The sequence below is a fragment of the Tenacibaculum sp. MEBiC06402 genome (assembly GCF_049239625.1).
Taxonomy (GTDB): Bacteria; Bacteroidota; Bacteroidia; order Flavobacteriales; family Flavobacteriaceae; genus Polaribacter.
In genome coordinates this window covers 191,650-215,156 of the sequence record NZ_JBMKKT010000095.1, presented here as the reverse complement: position 1 = coordinate 215,156, position 23,507 = coordinate 191,650, and the positions used below count along the sequence as shown (strand labels likewise).

Annotated in this window: 23 protein-coding genes; 14 read left to right on the top strand and 9 right to left on the bottom strand. The window is 30.6% G+C overall.

The features are described 5' to 3' along the window. Window positions 1-5: 5 nt before the first annotated feature. The 3 genes from ACOSP6_RS09380 to ACOSP6_RS09370 form a co-directional block, all read right to left on the bottom strand. Entirely contained in the window at window positions 6-878 is an 873-nt protein-coding gene (locus ACOSP6_RS09380) for a GLPGLI family protein (protein ID WP_422095256.1), read from the bottom strand. 80 nt (window positions 879-958) lie between these two features. Beyond that, the gene (locus tag ACOSP6_RS09375) at window positions 959-1,795 is read right to left on the bottom strand and encodes a GLPGLI family protein (protein ID WP_422095255.1); all 837 of its coding nucleotides are present in this window, start codon (window positions 1,793-1,795) and stop codon (window positions 959-961) included. Between the two features lie 18 nt (window positions 1,796-1,813). Beyond that, window positions 1,814-2,392, bottom strand: coding sequence for a hypothetical protein (locus tag ACOSP6_RS09370; protein ID WP_422095254.1), 579 nt, complete (start codon window positions 2,390-2,392; stop codon window positions 1,814-1,816). Window positions 2,393-2,515: 123 nt separating this feature from the next. Between ACOSP6_RS09370 and ACOSP6_RS09365 the strand changes: the two genes are divergently transcribed. From ACOSP6_RS09365 to ACOSP6_RS09345, 5 genes are all read left to right on the top strand, one after another. Then, a complete protein-coding gene (locus ACOSP6_RS09365) occupies window positions 2,516-4,132 on the top strand; it encodes a sensor histidine kinase (RefSeq protein WP_422095253.1) in 1,617 nt (538 codons plus the stop codon). Then, window positions 4,125-4,805, top strand: a complete 681-nt coding sequence (locus tag ACOSP6_RS09360; RefSeq protein ID WP_422095252.1) for a response regulator transcription factor — start codon at window positions 4,125-4,127, stop codon at window positions 4,803-4,805. Before ACOSP6_RS09365 ends, ACOSP6_RS09360 begins: the two co-directional genes overlap by 8 nt. Before the next feature lie 55 nt (window positions 4,806-4,860). Further along, entirely contained in the window at window positions 4,861-5,475 is a 615-nt protein-coding gene (locus tag ACOSP6_RS09355) for a deoxynucleoside kinase (RefSeq protein ID WP_422095251.1), read from the top strand. A 480-nt stretch (window positions 5,476-5,955) separates the two neighbouring features. Next, window positions 5,956-6,180 (top strand): hypothetical protein, encoded by a 225-nt coding sequence (locus ACOSP6_RS09350; RefSeq protein ID WP_422095250.1) that lies wholly within the window; start codon window positions 5,956-5,958, stop codon window positions 6,178-6,180. Between the two features lie 75 nt (window positions 6,181-6,255). Beyond that, complete coding sequence (locus tag ACOSP6_RS09345) at window positions 6,256-7,494, top strand: radical SAM protein (RefSeq protein ID WP_422095249.1); 1,239 nt, start codon at window positions 6,256-6,258, stop codon at window positions 7,492-7,494. Here the strand turns inward: ACOSP6_RS09345 and ACOSP6_RS09340 are convergent. Further along, the gene (locus ACOSP6_RS09340; RefSeq protein ID WP_422095248.1) at window positions 7,491-8,225 is read right to left on the bottom strand and encodes a TrmH family RNA methyltransferase; all 735 of its coding nucleotides are present in this window, start codon (window positions 8,223-8,225) and stop codon (window positions 7,491-7,493) included. The genes ACOSP6_RS09345 and ACOSP6_RS09340 overlap by 4 nt on opposite strands. A 169-nt stretch (window positions 8,226-8,394) precedes the next feature. Between ACOSP6_RS09340 and ACOSP6_RS09335 the strand changes: the two genes are divergently transcribed. The 3 genes from ACOSP6_RS09335 to accD all read left to right on the top strand — a co-directional run bounded on the left by ACOSP6_RS09335 (window position 8,395) and on the right by accD (window position 13,004). Continuing rightward, window positions 8,395-10,875 (top strand): BamA/TamA family outer membrane protein, encoded by a 2,481-nt coding sequence (locus ACOSP6_RS09335; protein ID WP_422095247.1) that lies wholly within the window; start codon window positions 8,395-8,397, stop codon window positions 10,873-10,875. Between the two features lie 110 nt (window positions 10,876-10,985). Next, window positions 10,986-12,044 carry a class II fructose-bisphosphate aldolase gene (gene fbaA / locus ACOSP6_RS09330; protein ID WP_422095246.1) on the top strand — a complete coding sequence of 353 codons (1,059 nt, stop codon included), beginning with the start codon at window positions 10,986-10,988 and terminating at the stop codon, window positions 12,042-12,044. Window positions 12,045-12,146: 102 nt separating this feature from the next. Further along, the gene (gene accD / locus ACOSP6_RS09325) at window positions 12,147-13,004 is read left to right on the top strand and encodes an acetyl-CoA carboxylase, carboxyltransferase subunit beta (RefSeq protein WP_422095245.1); all 858 of its coding nucleotides are present in this window, start codon (window positions 12,147-12,149) and stop codon (window positions 13,002-13,004) included. A 57-nt stretch (window positions 13,005-13,061) separates the two neighbouring features. On the opposite strand, the gene ACOSP6_RS09320 is transcribed toward accD, so the two are convergent. Then, the gene (locus ACOSP6_RS09320; protein WP_422095244.1) at window positions 13,062-13,904 is read right to left on the bottom strand and encodes a hypothetical protein; all 843 of its coding nucleotides are present in this window, start codon (window positions 13,902-13,904) and stop codon (window positions 13,062-13,064) included. A gap of 184 nt (window positions 13,905-14,088) precedes the next feature. On the opposite strand from ACOSP6_RS09320, the gene rpsO reads away from it, so the two are divergent. From rpsO to folK, 6 genes are all read left to right on the top strand, one after another. Beyond that, complete coding sequence (gene rpsO / locus ACOSP6_RS09315) at window positions 14,089-14,358, top strand: 30S ribosomal protein S15 (protein WP_422095243.1); 270 nt, start codon at window positions 14,089-14,091, stop codon at window positions 14,356-14,358. Window positions 14,359-14,505: 147 nt separating this feature from the next. Further along, a complete protein-coding gene (locus ACOSP6_RS09310; protein WP_422095242.1) occupies window positions 14,506-16,686 on the top strand; it encodes a polyribonucleotide nucleotidyltransferase in 2,181 nt (726 codons plus the stop codon). A 212-nt stretch (window positions 16,687-16,898) separates the two neighbouring features. Next, a complete protein-coding gene (locus ACOSP6_RS09305) occupies window positions 16,899-17,429 on the top strand; it encodes an RNA polymerase sigma factor (RefSeq protein ID WP_422095241.1) in 531 nt (176 codons plus the stop codon). Next, the gene (locus ACOSP6_RS09300; protein WP_422095240.1) at window positions 17,404-18,936 is read left to right on the top strand and encodes an outer membrane beta-barrel protein; all 1,533 of its coding nucleotides are present in this window, start codon (window positions 17,404-17,406) and stop codon (window positions 18,934-18,936) included. The genes ACOSP6_RS09305 and ACOSP6_RS09300 overlap by 26 nt, the downstream gene beginning before the upstream one ends. A 157-nt stretch (window positions 18,937-19,093) precedes the next feature. Next, entirely contained in the window at window positions 19,094-19,426 is a 333-nt protein-coding gene (locus ACOSP6_RS09295; protein ID WP_422095239.1) for a hypothetical protein, read from the top strand. A gap of 151 nt (window positions 19,427-19,577) precedes the next feature. Next, complete coding sequence (folK, locus tag ACOSP6_RS09290; protein WP_422095238.1) at window positions 19,578-20,705, top strand: 2-amino-4-hydroxy-6-hydroxymethyldihydropteridine diphosphokinase; 1,128 nt, start codon at window positions 19,578-19,580, stop codon at window positions 20,703-20,705. On the opposite strand, the gene ACOSP6_RS09285 is transcribed toward folK, so the two are convergent. From ACOSP6_RS09285 to gldB, 4 genes are all read right to left on the bottom strand, one after another. Then, complete coding sequence (locus ACOSP6_RS09285; protein WP_422095237.1) at window positions 20,702-21,499, bottom strand: SH3 domain-containing protein; 798 nt, start codon at window positions 21,497-21,499, stop codon at window positions 20,702-20,704. The genes folK and ACOSP6_RS09285 overlap by 4 nt on opposite strands. Window positions 21,500-21,657: 158 nt before the next feature. Further along, window positions 21,658-22,092 (bottom strand): hypothetical protein, encoded by a 435-nt coding sequence (locus ACOSP6_RS09280; RefSeq protein ID WP_422095236.1) that lies wholly within the window; start codon window positions 22,090-22,092, stop codon window positions 21,658-21,660. Between the two features lie 70 nt (window positions 22,093-22,162). Then, the gene (gene gldC, locus ACOSP6_RS09275; protein ID WP_422095235.1) at window positions 22,163-22,501 is read right to left on the bottom strand and encodes a gliding motility protein GldC; all 339 of its coding nucleotides are present in this window, start codon (window positions 22,499-22,501) and stop codon (window positions 22,163-22,165) included. Further along, a complete protein-coding gene (gene gldB, locus ACOSP6_RS09270) occupies window positions 22,501-23,457 on the bottom strand; it encodes a gliding motility lipoprotein GldB (RefSeq protein WP_422095234.1) in 957 nt (318 codons plus the stop codon). The genes gldC and gldB overlap by 1 nt, the downstream gene beginning before the upstream one ends. Between the last annotated feature and the right edge of the window lie 50 nt (window positions 23,458-23,507).

Genomic DNA, 23,507 nt, shown 5'->3' with positions numbered 1-23,507 from the left:
GTTATCTAACGTCTAGAATTTCTACCTCTTCTTCCTCTCCACATTTCACGCATCTCTTCCATTTTTTTCTTTACAATTTTATTGTATTCCTCTCTTGTTACTTTGTCTCCTTTAGTCGGCGCTTCAATTTCAATTCGCTCTTTAGGATTTAAGATAACCTGAGTACATAATATAGTAGTTCTACCAGAGTTAATTTCTAAAATAAGTCCAGGTAATCCCCAGTATTCTCCTGGTCCGTTACTTACTGGAATTTGAGGAGTATACCAAGCTGTTACTAAAACTTCTTTTGGCATTTCGATATCCTCAGTTACCTTCTTAACATTGGCAGTATCTTTCTTCTTTTCTTCCTTATTACGATCTCCATCTCTTCCTCTACCACGACCTCTTCTTCTCATGTTTTGCCAATCGAATTCATCGGTTTTTTTAAGCATGGTAGCTTTGTAGCATAAATAGTTTCCTATTTGTTTAGTTTCTCCAGTCATCTCCCATTTTGGCATTTCAGAATTGTCTTCAATTAAAAATTTCTTACCAAAAAACTCGCGCTCTTCTAAAAACTGTTTATCAGTAATACTTTTATATTGCAATTCTGCTGAAAATCCTCCGAATCTAAATCCGCCTCCACGTCCAGGAGCTTCTAACTTTTCTTCTTCCTTATAAATAGAAGCACTTTTGTTAAATTGAAGCACATACTTTTTTTCTAGCATATTCTTCATTCGTTCCATGATTCTTTTCTTCTGTTGCTCGGACATTTCTCGATTGTTCCACTGCTCTAAATCGAAGGTAGTTTTTGATTGATACACTGCTTTACCGTAAAAATCTTTCTGAGAAAAAGCTGTTACTGTAAAGAAAATAAACAAATAGGTTATAATTGATTTCATGTTGATTAGCTTTATTTTGTCGTTAAAGATACTATTCATAATCTAGTGTTAGACTTAAAAAAAAGCTAAAGGTTTAACCACTATCCTTGAATTTCAATACTTATTGATTCTCCTTTGTTTTTTGACTTACGATTGTTCTTGAAGCGCTCCATCATTTCTTCAGTTTTCTCTCTCATAATCTTATCAAATTTTTCCTGAGAAACTTTCTTTCCTTTTTTTGGTTTTTTGATGGTTACTTTATCCGAAGGATTTAATACTAATTCAGAACAAACAATGGTTAATTTACCTTCATGCACTTCTAAAATTAAACCTGGTAATCCCCAAAACATTCCAGGACCATTACTTACTGGTATTTCTGGTGTATACCAAACTTCAGTTGTCACGGTTACTTTCTTTTTCGTTTCTTCTTTGTCTCCATCGGTCATGGTAAAGCTAACTCGTTCTTCTTCTCTTGATCTTGTTGCTTTATAGCAAGTGTATTTACCTATCTTTTTTGTTTCAGCCGTCATTTCCCAGTCAGCAGTTTGTAACTTATCTTCAATTAAAAAAGTTTTACCACTTATTTCAGTTTTGTTTCTATAGGTTTTATTGTTTACATCTTTGTACAAAACATCATTTCCTCCACCATCACCAATCATTACAATACTTACACCTCCTGTTTGCGCTTCAGGCTTTAATTCCTTGTTTTGAGTATAAGTAGATTCTGATTTGTTGAAATTTAACGTAAATGTTTTTTGAGACATTTTTTTCAACTGCTCATGCAGCTTCTTTTGCATTGCTGAATTAGGAGCGTTTTGATCTGTGCTTATTTTAATATCCATATTTCTATGGGTTTTATACGTAGCTTTACCTTGGAAGTTTTGTGCTCCTGTTATTAATGATAACAAAACTAATGCTAGAAATAATTGAACTCTCATTATATATAATTTTAATGTTTATTTTTGGTTTTTAGTGTAATTAGACATAATCTTAATCAACTTGTCTAAATCCTTTACTTTACCTGAAATAATAAAGCTTTGCTTTATATTTAACTTTGAATTTTCATCTTCAGATTTTTTCACTTTACATCCTAAAGTTATCTCTTCGTCTTCATCTTTATCTACGAACGATTTTTTTACCTCTTCCCAGTCAATCTCTTGCAATTCTTCAACGGAATCTACTGTATAAATCAAAGAAGACATCTTAACTTTTGGAGTTGTTTCAACTTCATAATTAGATATGATTTTTATCAAATTATCTAAATTTTTTACCTTCCCTGATATTAAAAAATTGTGCTTAGAATCCGATTTTAAAACTTTCCCATTCTTTTTTACTTTTATACCAAGAGTTATTTCCTCATCTTCATCAGCATCTTCAAAAAACTCTTTAGTATCATCCCAATTAATTTTTTTTACCTCCTCTGATGAATCAACTGTAAAGATTAAAGATGTGGTTTGAATTTTAGTTTTTTTCTTTGATTGAGAATATAAATTTATTGACAAAAGTGCTAGTGCTATAAAGAATAAATTTTTCATGATTTTTTGGTTTTTTAGTTTCACACTACAAATATGATTTCAAAAAATAGCTTTCTAGGTTAACGAGTGTTAACTAGTGTTAACCGATTGAATTTGTATATATATAAAGTGTACTTTTGAAGTATGAAATCAAAAAAATACAATTGGATTCTTTATTTCATCTCGGCAACCATCATCACAACAATTGCCGTGCAATTCTATTGGAATTATAAAAACTACCAAGAGAATAAGCAACGTGTTATGAATGAAATCCAAATAAGCTTAGATAATGCTGTTGAACAATATTTTGCCGACTTATCTAAACGAAGTTATTTTGCCATTGTTACTGATGAAAAAGACACTAATGGTCAGGGTAGAATGAAAAACGTTTGGAAAAACATTTTTTCTAAAATAGATAGTACACATAATAAGTCAAACAAAAAGAATCGAAAAAAAGATTCAACCTCTAAAGTTGATTTTCAAATAACTTCTATTAAAGTCGAAACGGACAATGAAAACGAATTCCTTAAAACAACATCTGTTGTGGATAGTATTATGTGTGATACTATAATTGGCTTTAACTATAAATTCAAGAATAATAATTCAGAAAAAGGGATTACTCAATTTCATAAAGACGGAAAAACAGGTACACATATCGAAGGAAATAAAGTTTCCGATGTTAGAGTTTTTAGAGGAAAAAGAGCAACTGACAGTTTAAAACTAATTAAAGGGTTGCAAACTGTTTTTGTTGCTGTTCAAAACGATACTATTAATCCTGTAAAAATTGACTCCATTTTAAAAAAGGAATTACTTCAGAAAAACATCAATGTTAATTATGGATTCGAATATTTTAAATCTGACACATTACAAGTAGATTTTATTCCTACACCAATTAAACAGTTTGATATTATCGAATCTAAATCTACTTTTTTAGGTCCGGATAAACAATTTAAAATGAAATATTCCAATCCTTCAGCCGAGGCTCTGAAAAGAAGTTCTACTGGAATATTATTATCGTTATTATTGTCATTAGCAGTTATATCGAGTTTATTCTACTTATTAAAGATTATCAATGAGCAAAAAGAATTAGCTGAAATAAAAAACGATTTAATCAGTAATATCACTCACGAGTTTAAAACACCAATTACAACTGTTTCTACAGCTTTAGAAGCAATTAATAATTTCAACGCAATTGAAGATACTGAGAAAACTAAAAAGTATGTTTCTATCTCAGAAAATCAGATCAAAAAATTACACCTAATGGTTGAAAAACTATTAGAAACTGCAACTCTTGACAGCGAAAAACTATTGTTAAAAAAAGAGCAAGTTGAAGTCATTAATTTATTAGAAAAACTTTCAAATAAACATCAACTTTTAACCACCGAAAAAGATATTCAGTTTTCCTCAAATGCCAAGTCATTGTTTCTAAATATCGATGAATTTCATTTTGAAAATGCAGTATCAAATTTGATTGATAACGCAGTTAAATACGGAGGTGATAAAATTGATGTTTTATTAATTTCCGAAAGAGATAATATAACAATTACTGTATCTGATAACGGAAAAGGAATCGATAAAAGTCAACAAGAAAAAATATTTGATAAGTTTTACAGAATTCCTAAAGGAAACACACATGATGTAAAAGGTTTTGGAATTGGCTTGTATTACACTAAAAAAATCATTGAAAAGCATAATGGTTCAATAACCTTACAAGCAACTTCAGGTAAAACAGTTTTTAAAATTAACCTAACCAATGAGTGAAAAGATTAAGTTACTATTAGCGGAAGATGAACCAAGCTTAGGGCAAATCGTTAAAGAAAGTTTAGAAACTAGAAACTTTGAGGTAATTCATGCTTTAAACGGTGAAGAGGCTTACGAATTATACGAAAAAGAACAACCAGAAATTTTGGTATTAGATGTTATGATGCCTAAAAAAGATGGATTCACTTTAGCAAAAGAAATTCGTGAAGAAAATAGTTCGATTCCTATTATTTTCTTAACGGCAAAATCACAAACTAAAGATGTAATTGATGGATTTCAACACGGAGGAAATGACTATTTAAAAAAGCCATTTTCTATGGAAGAACTCATCGTTAGAGTGTACAATTTATTAGATAGATTAAGCTTAAAAAGAAACTTAGAGAAAATTCCAATTGGAGAGTTTACCTTAAATTACGAGAAGCAAAAATTGCACTATAAAGACGATGTAGAACTACTTACACATAGAGAGTGCGAGCTTTTATATTATTTAACCGAAAAGAAAAATGAAGTTTTAGACAGAACTTTTATTTTGAACAAACTTTGGGGAAATGATGATTTCTTTAATGCACGCAGTATGGATGTTTTTATTTCAAAACTTCGTAAGAAATTAAAAAAGGATCCATCCGTTGAAATTATTAACATTCGTGGCTATGGTTATAAATTAACCTGCTAATCTTAAAAATAATTGAAAATTATATGTAATTTTGACTGCCTTAAAACTATGATGTATGCACATAGCAATCGCAGGAAATATTGGAGCTGGTAAAACTACATTAACTAAATTATTAGCTAAACATTACAATTGGGACCCACATTTTGAATCAGTAGATGAAAATCCATATTTAGATGATTTTTACAGTGAAATGGAACGTTGGTCGTTTAACTTACAAGTTTACTTTTTAAATAGTAGATTTCGTCAAATCTTAGAACTTCGTAAATCAGGAAAAGCTATCATTCAAGATAGAACTATTTATGAAGACGCTCATATTTTTGCTCCTAACTTACATGCGATGGGCTTAATGACAAATAGAGATTTTGGAAATTATTCATCTCTGTTTGAACTCATGGAAAACTTAGTTACTCCTCCTGATTTATTAATTTATTTACGTGCAGACATTTCTACGCTTGTTGGTCAAATTCACAAAAGAGGACGTGATTACGAAAGTTCTATTAGTATAGATTATTTAAGTAGATTGAACGAGCGCTACGAAGCTTGGATTAGCACGTACAATAAAGGAAAACTACTAATTATTGAAGTTGACAAACTTGATTTTGTTGACAAACCTGAAGATTTAGGTTATATCATTGACCGAATTGATGCTCAGATAAACGGACTATTTTAAGTCAAAATTGACAATCATAATATTCAAAACTCACTAAGTATTTAGTGAGTTTTTTTGCTTTTATTCATAAAATTAAATTACGAGATTACTCATTATTTTTTCTTTCTAAAGGAGTTTTTTTACATCTACTAAAAAATATTAAGAAGTTACTTTTTACAAAAAATACCTCCACTTTTTATAAATAACAACTACAGTCCCTTTATTTCTAACTCGATTCATTAAATATTTGCATCAAATAAATTAACTCAGATTTTACTAAACCAAGTTTTTTTATTCCAGTGGGGTAACAAAAATCTTCTCTTGTTGATATAACTACAAAGAACCAGATTAAAAGTTAAGAAATGCTGGCACATTTCTTAGATAAACCAGTTTATTGCCAGATAAACGGTAACCAAAGTTTAAATATTTACAGGAAGCTGAAAATGTATTATTTAACCTGAAATCTAAAAAAGAGTAAGCGAAAAACTAAATTTTACTAAAATGAAAAAATCATTTTTTTTACCAAAAGGATTAGAGAAATTTTCAAACAATCAACTTAACGATTTATCTCTTATTAAAGGTGGAGCGATTCCAGCAGATGATGATGTAATTTATTACCCAACAAGTGGTGGCGGTAAAAACTGTCCTTACGGTCAAGTTTGGAGCGACAAATTACAAAGATGTGTTGCTATTGCTGAAAAAGAAGAAGAAAAATTCAGATTCTAACATAATTTAAAATCTATACAAGGGAATTTTTTAATTCCCTTGTTAAATCAATCTTTAACAAAACTCTTTTCAATCATGAATTTTAATTCTTTAGCTTTAAAAATAGCAAGTAGATGTAACTTAAATTGCTCTTATTGTTTCATGTATAACCTTGGTGATACAACATATAAAAAACAACCAAAATTTATGTCTGATGACATAGTAGAACAAGTTATTTCTAAGACAAAAGCATATGTTCAAAAATATAATAAAAAAGATTTTTCTTTTATTTTTCATGGAGGAGAGCCTTTACTTACTTCTAAAGAGTTTTACATCAATTTCGTAAATAAAGTTCAAGAAATACAAAAGGAGCTTCCAAATGTTGCATTCACATTTGACCTACAAACAAATGGAGTTTTACTCAACAAAGAATGGATTTCATTATTTAAAGAGTTAAATATTTCACCAAGTATTAGTGTTGATGGAACAAAAAAAGCTCATGATATGTTTCGTGTAGATCATAAAGGAAATGGCAGTTATGACAAGGTATTTGAAAGTGCTAAGTTATTACGAAAAGAAATGGATTTTGCAGATATTGCTTGCGTTATCAACATAAAAGAAAGTCCACAGGAGATTTACAATAGCTTTAAAAAAATGGATGCTAGTTATGTAAACTTCCTAATTCCTGATTATACACATGATAATTTTCCTTTTGACAAAGATAAAACTGCTATGGCCGATTGGTTAATTGAACTGTTTGATATTTGGATTAGTGATGCAAATCGTTTCAAGATTCCAATTTTCTTAGGACTTTTAAACTCATTAATGCGACTTCAAGAAAATGTAAAAAATGAATCTACCGTTTTAGTTATTGAAACTAACGGTGAAATAGAAGCAATTGATTCTTTGAAAGCTTGTGGCCATGGATTTACTAAAACTGGATTAAATATTAAAAATCACAATTTTGATGATATCCAAAACACTTCATTGGGTAAGTTATATTTTAATGATTTCAACACAAAATTGTCTAGTCAATGTTTACAATGCCCATTAAAAGAAATATGTAAAGGTGGAAGATTAGTGCATCGATTTAACAAAGAAAACGGTTTTAATAATCCATCTGTGTATTGTAATGATTTGATAAATTTAATTGCTCACGTTCAAAAATTCTTTATTTCATGTTACCCTGAACTGCATGAGCAAGAAAATATCGAGCCGATAAATCCAATAGAAATTAAGAATTATTTGAAAACTATATCAAAAAGCGAACACGATTTATTCGTTGAAGAATTAGAAGCTTTCTCTCAAAAAAGACAAGTTGAAAAAATTTATTAGAGTCTTCTTTTGAATTCACTTAACAATATAGAAGTTGCAGTTGCAACGTTTAAACTTTCTGTTTCTTGAATCCTACCGAATCTAGGAATCGTTAGTTGTTCTTGAATTACTGATTTAACCTCGTTTGAAATTCCATTAGCTTCATTCCCCATAATTAAAACAGCTTCTTCCGGCAATTCAGTTTTATACACATTTTGCCCATTCATGTCTGCCGTAAAAGTTGGTAATTCACTTTTTTTCAAAAAATCTACCAAATCTGTATAAACAATATTTACCCGAGTTATTGACCCCATTGTAGATTGAATTACTTTTTGATTATAGCAATCAACGGTATCTGTAGAACATATCAATTGTTCAATTCCGAACCAATCACATAAACGAATAATGGTTCCCAAATTCCCGGGATCATTTATAGAATCTAACGCTAAAATCAGACCCGATTGTTTAATTGGTTTCATTTTTGGAACCTTAAAAATTCCCAAAACTTTATTTGGAGTTTTAAATGAACTTACTTTTTTAAGTTCTGATTCAGTAATCAAAACAACCTTATTCATTTCATTAATGGAAATACAATTTTCCTCAGTAACAAATAATCGTTCAATTTCTAAATCTGATTTTATTAGCTCTTTTACAACTTTAATTCCTTCTGCTATAAATAAGCCGTTTTCTTGACGGTATTTTTTTTGTCTTAAACTATTAATTAGTTTGGTTTGATTTTTGGATAAACTCATTGGCAGTTTTTTAACAGCACTTAACCATAAAATTGGTATTTTTGACGAATCAGTTATTTTTGGAAAAGCATTAAAACTCACTTATAACACAGGTGATTTCTAGTTTTTTTTAGATTTACCGTAGTTAGAAAAGGCCCAAATTAAAAGACTAAAACGAGGCGTAAAGTTAATGAAAAAACTTTCTTTTTATTTTTTATTTCTGCTGCTTTTAAGTTCATGTAACACAATTAAACATGTTCCTGAAAACGAATTATTATTAACTAAAAATGTTATTACAGTTGATAGTATTCAGCAAAATGATGAAAAATTAAATGAGTTATTACTACAACGCAGAAATGCTCGAGTTCTCGGTGCTCTTCCTCTCTCACTTTACTTTTACAATTTAGGAAATCCGAAGGGATCTCAAGATGTAGAAGAATGGAAAGAAAATCATCCTCGTTGGTATAATTTATTTAAAGATGTTTTTTCGGAAAAGCAAAGTATTTCTGTTGCAAATACTTTCATTGGTCTAAATCAGTGGTACCTAAACAATGGACAGGCCCCAGTTATTATCAACGATAAAAAAACGAGGAAAACCGTTCAAAATTTAGAAAATTACTTCTTAACAGAAGGTTACTTTAGAGCAAAAGTATGGTCAAAAAAAGACACTCTCGGAAAGAAGAAAGGTAAGATTTCTTATTTCGTTACCAAAAACAAGCCTTCTTTTCTAGACTCGATAGTAGTAAATATAAGGTCAAAAGTACTTGATTCTATTTATAAAACTCAAAAAAGTAAAAGCTTCCTAAAAACAGGAGATCAGTATAAAAACCAAAGTTTTATCAATGAAGCTAATCGTTTGGTAAAGTTATTTCGTAACAAAGGAGTCTATCATTTTAACGAAAACTATATTGAATTTATTAATGATACGCTTCAAAACTATCAGAAAACTAAAGTTGAGTTAGGTATTTTAGATCGTTTGGTTGAACAGGATGGTAATTATGTATCAAAACCATTTAAAGTACAGCGAATCAAAAAAATTAACGTTTACACGGATTACACGTATGCTTTAAGGAATGAATCTTATTTAGATTCTACTTCTTATAAAGGTGTTAATTTTTTCGCACACAAAAAATTAAAATACAATCCTAAATACTTAGGTCAATCCATATTTATAAAGCCTAACCAAATTTACACTGATTCTTTAAGAACATTAACTCAAACACATTTAAGAGGTTTGAGAAACTTTAAAAACACATCGATAAGATATAATCCGTATGATGAAGAATCATTAGAAGCAAATATATTTTTAACTCCAAGAGAAAAGTATACCATTGGAATTGAAACTGAATTATCGAGATCCAATATTAGAAACTTTGATATTTCGGCTAAATTTTCTGTTACCAATAGAAATACATTCAAGGGAGCTGAAATATTTAAATTATCATTTTCTGGAGGATACTTCAATTCTCGAAATGGTCCTGGATGGGAAATCGGTACAAATGCTTCTCTAGAAGTTCCAAGATTTATGGTTCCATTCGGGCTTCATAGATTAGTTCCTAAAAGCATGCAACCTAGAACTACTTTTTCTTCCGGTTTAAATATTCAAAAAAATATTGCTTTAGATAAGCAGAATATTTCAGTTGGTATTGATTACCGTTGGAATTTTAATGACCGAAAATCTATCCAGCTCGAATTGTTAAACGCACAATATGTACGTAATTTAAATGTAGATAATTATTTCACTATCTACAGCTCTGAATATTCCAAATTAAAAGAAATTGATGATTTAAATCCAAACTTTACATTACCAGAAAACTCACCAGAAAACAATGCTGCTATTGTCCGCTTCATGAATGACATCCTTGGAGATGTAAGTTTTCAAGCCTCTAATCCACAAGAATTCCAAGACAATAAAAACATTTTAAATCGATATGATATTATTACTTCCGATTTCTTAATTCCAGAAATTGCCTACGCTTTTACATATAACAATCAGGTAAACATTAAAGACAATGATTTTTCTTATTTCAGGGTTAGAATAGCAAACTCTGGAAATGTTATGGGATTATTATCAAACCAAACTAATCAAAACGATCAAAAAACAGTTTTTAAGATTCCCGTAGCGCAATATTTTAAAACTGATATCGAGTATAAAAAGTTTTGGGATTTAGGACAAAATAATGTGATTGCACATAGAACTATGCTAGGAGCTATTATTACTTACAATAATTCGGCAATTCCTTTTTCTAGAAGCTACTTTGCTGGAGGTTCTAATGATATCAGAGCTTGGAGGACTTATGATTTAGGTCCGGGAAGAAGATTACCAGGTTTAGAGTATAATATTGGTAGTTTAAAATTTCTAACTTCCTTTGAGTACAGATTCGACATCGCAGGGAACTTAAAAAGTGCCATATTCATGGATGCAGGAAATATCTGGGATATTACTAACTCTTCTTTAGTTGATGAAGAATCTCGTTTTTCAGGGCTAAAATCTCTTACAGACATGGCTGTTGGAACAGGTTTCGGTATTCGTTATGATTTTAAATTTTTAGTTGCGCGACTCGATTTAGGCTTTAAAGTTAGAGAACCGTATTTAACCGATAAAAGATGGTTCCAAAACTTTGGTTTTTCAAATGCAGTGTATAATATCGGTATAAACTATCCATTCTAGCAAGAAAACTTAACTATAACGTAATCGTAATCTCTTTTTCTTTTTCTTCGTTAAATCGAAAAATTATGTAGTTTTGTTTCTATTCATGACACAAACCTAAAACTGAAAAAATGATAAAACCTGGAGTTGCAACTGGACGTGAAGTTCAAGAGATTTTCAAATTAGCAAAAGAAAAAGCATTCGCACTACCTGCAGTAAATGTTGTAGGTTCAAATTCTATAAACGCTGTTTTAGAAACTGCAAAAGAAGTAAATGCACCTGTTATTATTCAATTTTCAAATGGAGGAGCACAATTCAATGCAGGAAAAGGATTATCAAACGAAGATCAAAAAGCTGCAATTGCTGGTGCAGTAGCTGGTGCAAAGCATATTCACCTAATGGCTGAAGCTTACGGGGTTCCTGTAATTTTACATACAGACCATGCCGCTAAAAAGTTATTACCATGGATTGATGGTTTATTAGATGCTAGTGAAAAACACTTCGCTGAAACTGGTAAACCTTTATATAGTTCTCATATGATTGATTTATCGGAAGAACCTATTGAAGAGAACATTGAAATTTGTAAAGAATACTTAGCTAGAATGAGCAAAATGGGTATGACTTTAGAAATTGAGTTAGGAATTACAGGAGGTGAAGAAGATGGTGTAGATAATACTGATGTTGATACTTCTAAATTATATACACAACCTGAAGAAGTTGCTTATGCATATGAAGAGTTAATGAAAGTTAGTGACCAATTTACTGTGGCTGCAGCTTTCGGAAATGTTCATGGTGTTTATAAACCAGGAAATGTAAAATTAACTCCAAAAATCTTAAAGAACTCTCAAGAATATATTTCTGAGAAATACAATGTGCCAAGCAACACTATAGATTTCGTATTCCATGGTGGATCTGGATCAACTGTAGAAGAAATTCGTGAGTCAATTGGTTACGGAGTAATTAAAATGAACATTGATACTGATCTTCAATTTGCATTTAACGAAGGAATCAGAGATTATATGACAGGTAAAATTGAGTATTTAAAAACTCAAATTGGTAATCCTGAAGGAGATGATGTGCCAAATAAAAAATATTACGATCCTCGTAAATGGTTACGTGAAGGTGAAATTACCTTTAAAACTCGTTTAAAAAAGGCGTTTGAAGATCTAAACAACATCGATACATTATAGATATTTAATCACATTTTAGTTTATTTTGGTAATTAACTTTAGTTTTTTACTTATTTTGCGGGCTAAATAACAAACTGACTAAATACTATAATACATCGTAATATGGCTTGGTTTAAACGAAAAGATAAGGGGATACAAACCCCTACAGAAGAGAAGAAAGACACTCCTAAAGGTTTATGGTACAAAACTCCTAGTGGAAAAATTATTGATACTGACGAGTTAAAGAAAAACCTTTATGTAAGTCCAGAAGATGGTTACCACGTAAGAGTAGGAAGTAAAGAATACTTTGAATTATTCTTCGACAATAATGAGTTTACTGAACTTAACGAGAAGTTAACAGCAAAAGATCCTTTAAAATTTGAGGATACTAAAAAATACCCAGAGCGTTTAAAAGCTGCACAAGAAAAAACAGGATTGAAAGATGCTGTAAGAACTGCAGTAGGAAAATCTCAAGGTAAAGATTTAGTAATTGCTTCTATGGATTTCGCTTTCATCGGAGGTTCGATGGGAAGTGTTGTTGGAGAGAAAATAGCAAGAGCTATTGATTACTCTATTCAAAATAACATTCCATTCTTAATGATTTCAAAATCTGGTGGAGCACGTATGATGGAAGCTTCTTTATCATTAATGCAATTAGTAAAAACTTCTGCAAAGTTAGCTCAATTAGCAGATGCAAAGATTCCTTATGTTTCTTTATGTACAGATCCAACTACTGGAGGAACAACAGCTTCTTTCGCTATGTTAGGAGACATTAACATTGCTGAACCAAATGCTTTAATTGCGTTTGCTGGACCTAGAGTTGTTAAAGATACTACAGGAAAAGAATTACCAGAAGGATTCCAAAGATCTGAGTTTGTATTAGAACACGGTTTCTTAGACGGAATTTATGAAAGGAAAGACTTAAAAAAACAGGTAAACTTGTATTTAGATTTAATTCAAAATCAACCTGTAAGAGCATAAAACAAAAAACCAGCCCAAAAGGCTGGTTTTTTTCAACTGAAAAACTACTATCACTACCTATTTATTTCTTAACGAAATCTCTATGCTTTCTCCTGCAGCATTTGTTAAGGTAGCTTTATTATCGCATGATCCATCCCCAAAATCAAGTGTGTAAACATTTCCATTTTTTGATATCTCTGTAACTCCGCTTACAATGTACTTACAAGCATATTCTCTTCGTAAGCTTTCTATGATATTTCCTGTGAACTCAACACCATTTTTATTTACAAACTTCCAATTACCTGAAATCGAATAAACATCATCCCCTCTTAATAAAGTATCATCACCCTCTATCTTCTCGCGAATTCTAGTTCCTTCTAATGTTACAACTTCACCTGAAGATAAAGTCAAACTTAAATCAACTGTATGAGTAGCTTCTTTATTCCCATTTCCGTTTTCCTTAACCTTCACCACAGATTTAGAACCTTCTAACTGATTACCATCAATAGAGAAGTCTTCAAAAGTTACCGATTTAGAATACCCCGAATCTGTTTTTTCGTACACAATAATAATTTTTCCAGTAAAGACTCTTCCTCTTTTACCAACACAACCGTCGCCAAAATCAAGAGTAATAGTTATTGTATTTTCATTTGGATTTTGTTCTACAGATCGAATTACACAATCAGCAACACTACTTTTACTTTGGTCAATACCTTTGCCCAACAAATTAAAATCGTTATCATCATCTTCTAGAACATTATCAATATCAGCGGTAATATCATCTGCTAATACAACAGCTTCCACATCATCTGTAGTTAAATCTGTTTCTGTCGTTTCTATCCCATCGTTTTCAGAACAAGATGCAAAAACTACCATTCCAATAATTGCTAATAATCGTAAATTAAAAACCTTAAGTATCATAATTAATAAGTATTAAAAGTTAATATGGTTCTATGACTTTATGTTTCTTAAAAGGTTTAATTTCAATAAAAAAAAGATTGGTTATTTTAACTTTAAACGTAGTTTAATCTTTAGAAAAATAATTGTACATTTGCAACTTCAATGAAATTCATTGGTACATTAAAATTATTTAAACAATATTGGTATGTATTTAACTAAAGAAGTAAAGCAAGACATTTTTGCAAAGCACGGTAAAGGCGCACAAGACACAGGTTCTGCGGAAGGACAAATCGCGTTATTTACTCACAGAATTAACCACTTAACTGAGCATTTAAAGAAAAACCGTAAGGATTTTAACACAGAGCGCTCGTTAGTGAAGATGGTAGGTAAGCGTAGAAGCTTACTAGACTACCTTAAGAAGAAGGATATCAATAGATATCGTGCAATCATTAAAGAATTAGGAATTAGAAAATAATACCTAAATAAAAAGAGGCTGGAATTTTCAGCCTCTTTTTTATTATCTTTAGCAAAAGTTGTAATTTACTTCAACTTCCATTGAAACAACAACACACACAACACAACACACAACCTAAAAAATTAATTTTTTATTAGAAAACATTTTATGATTCCAAAAGTATTTAGCCAAGTTATTGAACTTGGAGACGGAAGAACTATTACATTAGAAACAGGAAAATTAGCAAAACAAGCAGATGGTTCTGTTGTTGTTAGAATGGGAGACACAATGTTATTGGCAACTGTTGTATCTGCAAGAACTGCAAATCCAGGTATTGACTTTTTACCTTTAACTGTAGATTATAGAGAAAAATTTGCCGCTTCAGGTAGGTACCCTGGAGGTTTTATGAAGCGAGAAGCAAGACCTAGTAATGACGAAATTTTAACAATGCGTTTAGTGGATCGTGTTTTACGTCCATTATTCCCAAAAGATTATCACGCTGAAACTCAGGTAATGATTCAGTTAATGTCTCACGACCCAGAGGTAATGCCTGATGCTTTAGCTGGTTTAGCTGCATCTGCTGCTATTCAGTTATCAGATATTCCTTTTGAAACTCCAATTTCTGAAGTTCGTGTAGCCAGAGTTAATGGTGAATTTATAATTAATCCTAGTTTTGACCAATTAAAAGAAGCTGATATCGACATGATGATTGGTGCATCTGCTGATTCGGTTGCCATGGTAGAAGGAGAAATGGATGAAGTTTCAGAAGAAGAAATGGCAGAAGCAATTAAGTTTGCCCACGAAGCTATTAAAATTCAATGTGAGGCTCAAACAAAACTTGCAGAAGCTGTCGGTAAGAAAGAGACTAGAGAATATGAAGGTGAGGAAGTAGACGAAGAATTAGAAGCTAAAATTAAAGAAGCAGCCTACCAAAAATGTTATGATATTGCAAAAAAGGGTACTTCTAAACAAGAAAGAGGGTTAGCTTTTTCTGAAGTTAAAGAAGAAGTTTTAGCAATGTTTACAGAAGAGGAACTAGAAGAAAAAGGAGATTTAGTTTCTAAATATTTTAGTAAAGCTCACAAAACAGCAGTTAGAGATTTAACTTTAGAAGAAGGTTTACGTTTAGATGGACGTAAAACAACTGATATTAGACCAATTTGGTGTGAGGTAGACTATCTACCTAGAACTCATGGGTCATCAATATTTACAAGAGGAGAAACTCAGGCATTAGCTACGGTTACTTTAGGTACTTCTAGAGATGCTAACATGATTGACTCTCCTACTGTTCAAGACGAAGAGCGTTTTTATTTACACTATAATTTCCCTCCATTCTCAACTGGAGAAGCTAGACCTTTAAGAGGTACTTCTCGTCGTGAAATTGGACATGGAAACTTAGCACAACGTGCTTTAAAAGGGATGGTTCCTGAAGATTGTCCTTACACAGTTCGTGTAGTATCTGAGGTATTAGAAAGTAACGGTTCGTCTTCTATGGCAACTGTATGTTCTGGTACTATGGCATTAATGGATGCTGGTGTTCAATTAAAGAAACCAGTTTCAGGTATCGCAATGGGATTAATTTCTGATGGTGATCGTTATGCTGTATTATCTGATATTTTAGGTGATGAAGATCATTTAGGAGATATGGACTTTAAAGTTACTGGTACTGCTGATGGAATTACTGCTTGCCAGATGGATATTAAAATCAAAGGACTTTCTTATGAGATTTTAGTAAAAGCTTTGAAACAAGCTCGTGATGGTCGTTTACACATCTTAGAAAAATTAACAGACACAATCGCAACTCCAAATACTGAAGTTAAAGCTCACGCACCTAAAATGGTTACTGTACGTATCCCTGGAGATTATATCGGAGCTGTTATTGGACCTGGTGGAAAACATATTCAAGAGTTACAGAAAGAAACTGAAACTACAATCGTAATTAACGAAGACGAAGTTACTGAAGAAGGAATCGTTGAAATCTTAGGTACTAGTCAAGAAGGAATAGATAAAGTATTAGCGAGAATAGATTCTATTACTTTTAAACCAGAAAAAGGAAGTATTTACGAAACGAAAGTTGTAAAGATACTAGATTTTGGTGCAGTAGTTGAGTATACTGATGCTCCAGGAAACGAGGTCTTATTACATATTTCTGAATTAGCTTGGGAACGCACTAATAATGTTACTGATGTGGTAAATATTGGTGATATCATTGATGTAAAATACTTCGGTGTTGATCCTAAGACACGTAAGGAAAAAGTTTCTAGAAAAGCTTTATTACCTAGACCTCCTAGACAAGATAAAAAACCTAGAGAGGATAAAAAGCCAAGAGAAGATAAAAAAGAGGTTTAGTCTCTACAAATATTAGAATATTAAAAAATCGTCAAGTAAAATTGACGATTTTTTTATTTTATACGCAACCTTTTTTATAATTAAAGACTAAAGAATAGGACAAGCATTTTTTCGTCTCAATCTGTTTACTAAAACAAATGTTAATCATTCATAAAAAAACAGAAAACGATATTGTTCTGTTTTAAATTGTGGTGAAATTGTAATTATAAAAATTGAAGCTAGAGAAACTAATTAAATCATGTGTTAAAGGTGATATGAATGCACAAAGCATTATCTATAACAGATACAAAGATTCTCTGTTTTCTCTTTCTCTTAAATACTGCACTACTAAAGAAGAAGCTAAAGATAACTTACAAGATACTTTTCTCGATATTTTCTTAAATATCAAAAAATACAAACACAAAGGATCATTTGAAGGATGGATGAAAAGAATAGCTATTAACAAAGCTATCGATCGTTACAAAAAAAACATAAAAACTAATCCAATAGATAACTTCAATGTAGAGTCTGAAGAAATTTTAATTGACAATATTGATGAAGTTCCGTTAAATGTAATTTTATCATTTGTTCAAAATCTTCCAAATCAATACCGATTAGTATTTAACTTATATGAACTTGACAATTACTCTCATAAAGAAATAGCTAAGCTATTATCTATTTCTATAGGAACTTCTAAATCTAACTTATTTAGAGCCAAGAAGATTTTAAAAGATAACATTGAACAATACCAAAGAAGGAATTAATATGAAGCATAAAAATGACATAGGAAAGGTATTGAAAAACAGATTAGGAGAGCTTAATGAATCACCTGATATTGACATTTGGAATACTCTTGAATCAGAGTTAAGAATTCATAAAAGGAATAGAATAATTAAAAGAATTGCTTTCATTCTAGTCTTTCTGATTAGCTTATATATTCTTTACGTTGTGATTGATAAAAACAAAGAAATACCATTAGGCAACCCAATAGAAAATACTGTATACAATCATAATACGTCTATTATAAAACAGAATTCTACAGAAACTTATAATGAACATCAGTTAGTTCTTGAAAATCAAAAAATAACGAATGAGACTAATTTAAAACTAGAATCTTTAAATGACAAGATTGACAATAATAGAAATAACAATAAAACAATCAATAGTACTCAAAAGAAAGAATTCAAAAATATATCTAAGAAAATTTCGAGTCCCAAAAATAATCATGACTCCATTCAAAAAAAACTCCTTAAAAATACTCTAACAAAGAAACTAGAAAGGAAGGATTCTTTAACTAAAAAGCTCACAACAATTAGAAAACATAATGCTATAAATAGTTCTGAGAATTTTAGAGTTCATGATTATAATCAACAAATTACCTTAAAGGAATTCGATAATCGCAGTTCTGAATCAGGCAAATACTTCAATGAAACCAAAGAAGAAATCACAAGGTCCAAATCAGAAGTAAATCCTTCAGAAAAACACCATGAATATTTGAAATTAAAAAGTAACGGTTACTATCAATTTCAACTTTCAACGATTCTGAATGATTCTTTAATCTTAAAAACCATCTCTAAAGATTCAATTAAAAGGACTTCAAGTCGCTGGAGTATATCTGTAAATGGCGGTATAAATCAAATTAACACTAATTTAAAGGAGAACATTATTCACAATAACCTTATTGATACTAAAAATAATTCTACATCGGAATCGTATGGAATTCGTTTAAACTATCAATTAAACGATAAATTTTCCTTGCGTTTGGGTTTACAAAAACTATCATTCAGATTTAACACTTCTAATATAGCAAACACTAACCCAAACATACGTATTGACTCAATTGTAAACACGAATAATGTTACACCATTAATATCAACTGGCGATTTAATAACTAAATTAAATAACTCCTCTTCTTTTGAGCTTAACGAGATGAGCAATTACCTCGAATTTCCTCTTGAAATTAAATATAAACTTCCGAAAGTTGAAAATCTTAGCTTAATAGCAGGTGCGAGTTATTTACACCTTTTAAATAGTGATGTTTATGTTAACTCAAATAATGGAAATCAGTTTAAACTGGCTAAATCCTTAGATACACGTACAAGTGCCTATTCATTAAACTTTGGTATAGGATACGATATTCGACTTAGTAAAAACTTTTATCTCAACTTAGAAGGGTTTTACAAACAATACTTAGGGCTTTATGATTCTAATGGAACAAATTTTAGCACACACAACTTAAACTTTCAAGCCGGATTTACATTTAAGTTCTAATCTTAAAACTCATTATTAGAGACAACTTTATTCTTAAATAATCTTAAAAACTGTTAATCTATATTTCTTTACGCAACCCTTTCATTTTTTTTAGACTTCTATATAGAAGGAAAATTGAAAGTCTTTCTTATTTAATATTAATCATAAAAAATCTAACATGAAAAACGTTGCATCATTCTCTATCATCTCTATTACATTTATACTTTTTAATTGTCAAGATCCTTATAATTTAGATTTACCTACAGCTCCTAAAACATTAACCTTTAATGATTCTATCATTGATATAGACACCATTATTGATATCGATACAATTCCGCCATTAGACACTATTCCTGCCGACACAATATTTCCGCCTGACTCATTAGCTATAAGTTCAACCATAAATCCTAATGATATTTCAAGGGCTTACAAAAACGCAGAATATTTCGAGAAATCTTATAATGAATTAATGGAAATTGCCAGTGTTTCACATGAGGAATTACTTAACTAATAAAACTGTACAACTGAAAACATATTTTCTGAAGTAGCTTATTTTGACGCCAAATAAAAACTTTATATTATAACATTCGTTAGTAAAAAACAGTCTAAAATTAACATTAATAGTATAAGGTTTTGTTTCTTTGCTCTTCTAAATAGCTACTTTGAAAATACAACGTATTACATACTTATCGTTAGGCACAAATCAAGGAGATAAATTTAAAAATCTACAAGATGCAGTTAATCTAATTGCAGAAGAAATTGGCAGTGTTCTAAAGGTTGCTTCGATCTATGAAACCGCTTCTTGGGGTTTTGATAGTGCCAATTTTTACAATACTTGTGTTAAAGTATCTACATATTTGCCTCCAGAAGAACTTATAACAAGATTATTAGAAATCGAAAAAGAACTAGGTCGTATCCGAAAAGAAAACACCACATATTCAGATCGTTTAATCGATTTAGATATTCTTCTTTTTGATGATGAGATTATCTTTTCTAAGAATCTAATTGTACCGCACCCAAGAATGTTGGAACGTAAATTTGCATTAGCTCCGTTGGCAGAAATTGCAAATACATTAATTCATCCTATAGAAAAAAAACAAATTGGAGTTTGCTTGAAAAATTGTTCTGACAATTCAGAAATTTCAAAGGTCAAGGAAAAGATTAATCGTCCGGTTTCAATTGCTGAAAAGTACAATTACATCGCTATTGAAGGAAATATTGGTGCAGGAAAAACTACACTAGCTAAAATGATGTCAGATGAATTTAATGCTAAGATTGTTTTAGAACGCTTTGCTGACAATCCTTTTCTACCAAAATTCTACAAAGATGAAGAGCGTTATGCTTTTCCTCTTGAAATGAGTTTTTTAGCTGATCGTTATCAACAACTTTCAGATGATTTGGCACAATTTGACTTGTTCAAAAACTTTATTGTTTCTGATTACTATATTTTTAAGTCATTGATTTTTGCTCAAGTTACGCTTCAAAATGACGAGTATAAATTATATCGTAAAATGTTCGATTTAATGTATAAGGAAATTGTAAAACCTGATTTGTATGTTTATTTATATCAGAATACAGAAAGACTGCTTCAAAACATCCAAAAACGAGGCAGAGCTTATGAACAAAATATTGAGGCTGCTTATTTAGAAAAGATACACGACGGATACACTAATTTCATCAAAACTCAGCAAGATTTAAATATTCTAGTGATAGATGTATCTGAGCTTGATTTTGTAAACAATAAGGAAGATTATAAAACTATTTTAAACAAGATTAAGAATTACAATTAATTTATTTCTTCTACTAACTTTTCACCGTTCCAAGAATACGTTTTTAATACTTCGATAGAGTCAACCTTATAATCCTCTCCGGGAATTATTTTCGCATAAATTATTTTATCTTTTTTACCGTTCTTATCCATTGGGAAAATATAATCAAAATAAGGCTCGGGACCATCGCAATGATCATTATTAATCATTGGAAGCTTCACCAACTCCTCATCTTTATTTAGAAGGAAGAAGAATTCTTTAGTATAAGAACAACATGCTGAATAATTCAAACTTACATTTACTACAAGGTTTATATTTTTCAACTCACTCGCTTTTTGCATATTAGCATCAGACCCTTCGTAAAATTCCAAATCCCCTAGAGGAAACTTAGCGATCTCCTTTTGTTCTTTACTCATTAAATATAAATATAACGGTTTCGCATTCTCTGGACTTCCCATTACTTTATAATAAGCGCTTTCTTCAATTGCATCTTCTTTGGTTAAATAGTAGCCATATTCACTGCAATTGCTTTGAGATATAAATCCGCTAAACACATATCCTGAAATATTTTCTATAGAGTCTTCAACTTCAACCCATTCTCCTTTTATAGAAATACCATTATCTTTTATAGTCAGATTTTGACCGCTTCTATTTATTAATGAAATTTTGGTTCCAAACTCAAATTTCCCTATCCTATTAGCATTTTTGCTGGGAGCATCTCTAACGATTAACCCGTTCGGAGCATCAACATAATGCACTTCTTGACCAAAAGTATTTGCTACTATAATCAATAATAAAAGAGTTAAATATTTCATGTGTATAAATATTACGTTTATTAAAAGGTTCACAAAAACTAAAAGTGTTACCCTTATGGTACAAAATAGCAAGATAAAATTTTCTTAAAAAAATAAAGTACGGTTTCCCCATACTTTTGGTAAGGAAAAACCGTACTTTATTTTACTTTAATAAGAATTTATTCAACGATTATAGAAAGCTTTGTTTGCACCTCAAAAGGAACATCAGTATCAAAATCTTCGTCCCAATATACGTCTGCAACTCCCTTCCATGAAATTTCTATTGTATCATTTGTAACATCACTGAATTCAAGAGAATTGTTTTTGGTTTCAGTATGACTAAAAACATAAAGCAACCCTATCTCTGGATGTTTATAGCTTACATCATTTGAATCTTTCCAACTTATTACTCGATTCTTTAAATCTGGCCAAGTAGAAACATTTTTGAATATAAAACCTTGATGACGCAAACACGGTTCCCACAACTCTTCATCAATCATTTTATCGACAGTCTCTATTTCAATGTAACAATGTAAATCACCATCCTTAAATTCACCTTGAATGTAGGCTTTAGATATGTCAAAAACTCTATTCTTTAATTTCAGAAATGCCATATATAAGTGTATTCAATTGCTTAAAAACCAATTACAAGTTGTGCTTTTAATATGAATTATGATAGAGAATTTACTTTTTTAGTAACTCTAACTTTTCGGCAAAATAATCGCAAAAATCGCGCATTGTAGCACTCATTTTTTCATCATTCGTGGCACGCTCAAAAGTGTCTGCCATTGATACCAAAGTTTGATGAAAAAACTTTTTCATTTCATCAACAGGCATGTCTTTTGTCCATAAATCCATACGCAAAGTATCTTTTTGTTTATGATCCCACACAGACAACATAATTGCTTTAGAAGCTTCGTTGGTAATTCCACCGTCTTGAGCATTCCAAGAAATTTCTTCTGGAACTCTATTTTCATCTAATCCAACTTTAAATTTTATCTCTGATGTATGTACTATAGCCATTATCTTTTTGGTTTGTATTTTGATTTTTTGAAAATTATATCTTCTTCCGTTTGTAAAAGTTCAGGCAAAGATACGTCATTATTCTCCATATAAGAGCGCACAATTTGCCATCCAATCCACACTCCTATTCTTCCAGGAGATAAATTATCCTCTCCTAAATAAAACTTAGAAAAAGGAGCTGTATCCAAAAATCGTTTATTCAATTTTGAGTCGGTATCATATAATAACTCTTTCTCAATGAAGTACTTCCATATCTCTTCTTCACTCTCTTTAGCCCAGTTAAACTTTGTGTCACTATAACCAATCTTTTCTCTATCCGAAATTCTAGGCAAATACGCATCTAACAAATACATCTTTTTACCTTCATAAATCATTTTATTAATAAAACTACGCTCATTATTTGGAAGCATTTGTTTATTAATTATAGCATTAGCCACGTCTACAATTATATGATTTTTGCGATTGTTTTGCTTTACATATTCAGGAAAATCGATATAAAACTCATGATTATCACCTAAATAACAATCCAGAGAAATTAAAAGTAAACCTCCATCAAATAATACACGATTTTCATAATCGACATTTGTCAACATCGTTATTACAACTGGTTCTTCAAACTTTTTATCATAAAATTTAACATATTGAAATAACTGCTTGAGCTGATTTTCCAAAAAAGATATATCACTATACACTTTCTGAGTTTCAGCAAACAATTCCTGTTCGTCTTTATTCTGAATTTTGTTTACCCAAACTGAATCAATATCATGAGGAAAAAACATTGGGTAAATTTCTTTGGTCTTAGCAAGTGTTTCTGGAGTTGTTTTATAGAAATCAATATCGAAGCGAGCTAATTTTAAATCAACATCAATATCAGAAACATTAATATCTAATTTGTTTTCTTCTTTACAAGAAGTTACAATAAACAGCATTAGTAAAAAGGTCAATAATTTTCGCATTAAATGGCTATATTTACGTTCAATTAATAAACTTCGAATTTACTAAAATC